4 protein-coding genes are annotated in these 2714 nt (G+C 58.2%); 1 reads left to right on the top strand and 3 read right to left on the bottom strand.

The window, feature by feature from the left end; translation table 11 throughout:
* From H0V78_09980 to H0V78_09970, 3 genes are all read right to left on the bottom strand, one after another.
* Window positions 1-821 (bottom strand): glycosyltransferase family 2 protein (locus H0V78_09980; protein MBA2352087.1); only part of this gene is annotated, 821 nt, incomplete at its 3' end.
* Window positions 822-897: 76 nt separating this feature from the next.
* Window positions 898-1668 carry a hydrolase 2, exosortase A system-associated gene (locus tag H0V78_09975; GenBank protein ID MBA2352086.1) on the bottom strand — a complete coding sequence of 257 codons (771 nt, stop codon included), beginning with the start codon at window positions 1666-1668 and terminating at the stop codon, window positions 898-900.
* Window positions 1669-1725: 57 nt separating this feature from the next.
* Complete coding sequence (locus tag H0V78_09970) at window positions 1726-1977, bottom strand: acyl carrier protein (protein MBA2352085.1); 252 nt, start codon at window positions 1975-1977, stop codon at window positions 1726-1728.
* A gap of 377 nt (window positions 1978-2354) precedes the next feature.
* Between H0V78_09970 and H0V78_09965 the strand changes: the two genes are divergently transcribed.
* A partial coding sequence (locus H0V78_09965; GenBank protein ID MBA2352084.1) for a hypothetical protein occupies window positions 2355-2714 on the top strand: 360 nt, incomplete at its 3' end.

Here is a 2714-nt window from a genome sequence, read left to right as displayed (position 1 = left end):
GCCATCACGACCATTCTGCTCAAAAGGGCTTCGCGCTCGATCTGGGGAGGTCCAACGTCCGCCCGTCGCGGCGATAGATAGTCGCCCAGGGGGACGGTCATGCGAATCTTGCGGCCGACAATCTGGTCGAAATGCCGAAAAACGGTCTGCCGCTCGCGCTCGCTGTACCGCTGATTGGGCGGTCCGCGCTGTCCCGCATGCTGACGCACTATGAACGTAGGAGCAGCGAGGGCAGTACCTTGAAAACGGTGCGCCAGCCGGAGCATCATGTCGTAGTCTTCCGAGCTCACCAAGGTCTCATCGAACGGGCCCGCATTCCGGTAAGCCGACGTGCGCACCAGCATACTTGGCAACGTGAAATAACATCCCTTCATGAGGCTCAAAAATATCTCGGCTTCCGGAACTTCGGGTAATCGATACAGCTTTTCGCGCTTGATCTTTCCGCCTTCATCATCCTGTCCGAGATAGTGGCCTGAATACACAAAGCCGAGTTCCGGCCGACGATCCATCACCGCAATGCGGCGCTCGATAGCGTCTGGAAGCGCTACATCATCGTCGTCGAATATCCAGACATACCGACCGCGGACGTGATTCATCGCGAGGTTCAGTGCGCTCGGCTTGCCGCCGTTTTCCTTGCGCATGTAGCGAATTTCTTGACGGTAGCGCTTGAGGCGCTCCGCGGTATCGTCCTGGGAGCCGTCGTCGACGACAATAATCTCCTCGGCCCGAAGTGTTTGCCCGAGCAAACTATCGAGGCATTCTTCGATGTAGTGCCCTCGATTGAAAGTCGGCACGACCACCGACACGCCGCGATTAGCCATTGCGGAGTCGCTTTGCAAGAATGCGCGCCTTCAAACTAAGACCGCCTGGAATCCGTTTCGACAGAAACGGTGCGGGCTAAGACGCTCGCGGCCACGTATCGAGCGCGCTGAGCGTAGCGGCGATGAGCGCCGGACTTTCCTCGATCTCGGTTGTTTGCCAAAAGGGCAAGCCGGAGACCACACTCGTGCGCACGCATACGCCGGCGCCAGTCAGGCGCGCGATGCATTCGCGACTGGCGGGGGCGAGCTCCGCCGATGATCCCGTCTCCAGCCAAGACACGGTCTCCATCGGCCCGTTTGCGACGCGAATTTCCGCCTGTTCCATGGGAATTGCCAGCGACGGCGAGAGCATATAGCCGGCTATTTCAATCTGGGCGCCACCGTTCAAGCGGTCGCGCAGCGCTTGAGTGGAGCTGCGCTCGGCGGAGTCGCCGCTCATCGAGCGCACGACCTTGAGCCGAAGGAACTGCGAGAGATGTGTTCTTCCCGATATTACGGGCTGCCACAGCAGCAAGTTCATTGGCCGATACAGCCTCGCGGCCGCTTGCCACGCGAGTAGCGCTCCCGCGCGCAACCCCCAAAGTCCCGGCGTCCCGTGCACTCGGTCGCTCAACCATTTGCATCCCGCCGCCACGTCGGATAGCCAAAGCTCCCACGTCGCATCTTCGAACCCTCCCGTGCTATCGCCGCAACCGAAAAGATCGATCTGAAGCACCGTCCAGCCGGCGCTGGCAAGCTCTCTGGCAGCAACCGCGACTGCGCGGCGCGATTTGTTCATCTCTTCGGCGAATGGGTGTATGTACAGCAGAGCCCCCCGCTCGGCGCGCTGTTGCTGACGGTGGAGCACGCACAATCGTCTTCCTTCCTCGACCGTCAAGTAGAAAACCTCGGGCCCCACGGAAAATTACAAGGCGCGCTTGCGGTTTACAAATTCCACCAAGCTGCCGATCGTGGCAAACGTGCTGCCGTCGATATCATCATCGTCGATCGCAAAACCGAAACGTTCTTCTAGCGATGTGATGACCGAAACGACTGCCATGGAATCGAGCTCCGGAACGCTTCCCAGCAAACGGGTTTCCGGTGTAAAGGAGGCGGTGCGAGTGCCTAGGTTGAGAACTGCCGCCAATATATTGATAACTTCTTTCTGCACATCCAAAGCGGGAATCTCCTAAGCCATCCAGTACCGTAACCGGGTTTGACGCGGCACTTTTGCCGCCCAATACCTATCGAGTTGCCCAAGCGCCGTATTATAGAGTGGTACAGCGAGCGATCCGATGGAAAGCGGGCTGGATGAACTTTGCAAGCTGCACAACGCGAAAAAGAATCCCAAGATGCGTCCGTTCCAGGAGATCGGCTTCCGGATCGAGCTCTTTAGTCGTACCCATTTCGCTCCTGATATAGTGGCAACGGATTTCGCGGTTGGCGGCGACGCTCCGGTTTCGCTGTGCGATGCCGCAAATGTTAGCAAGGCTAGGGTAGCAACACGTCGGGACGCAGCTGCAGCCGAACGTGCCCCGGCTTTCCCAGCGATAAGTGCAGGAATGGAAAGAGCGTCGCCATCATGAATTCGAGGCGCCATGCCTGCAAGAAAACGGCGCGGCCGACGAGCTTCCAACCGAGATGGTGGTGAGCGCGTCGCGATGCGGTATTGAATCGCGTAAGTCTGCTGAAGGTAAACTTGATCCCGCGTTCGTGCAAAAACTTGTTGGCGCCGTTCCAGATTCCGACGAAGCCGAGACCCATGCGGTGTTGCGGAAAAAGATACAGGTCGAAATCGAAGACCGCTTCTTCCGCGGGTGTCACGACGTAAGTGCAGCGAACCTCATCTTCCTCGTAGGTACGAAAGCAGAACCACATATATCCGATGAATTGACCCTTTTTGAATGCGCCCAG

This window comes from Burkholderiales bacterium, assembly GCA_013695435.1.
In the GTDB taxonomy this organism is placed as follows: domain Bacteria; phylum Pseudomonadota; class Gammaproteobacteria; order Burkholderiales; family JACMKV01; genus JACMKV01.
The sequence above is the reverse complement of the archived record's forward strand: the minus strand, read 5'-3'. Positions and strand labels throughout refer to the sequence as shown.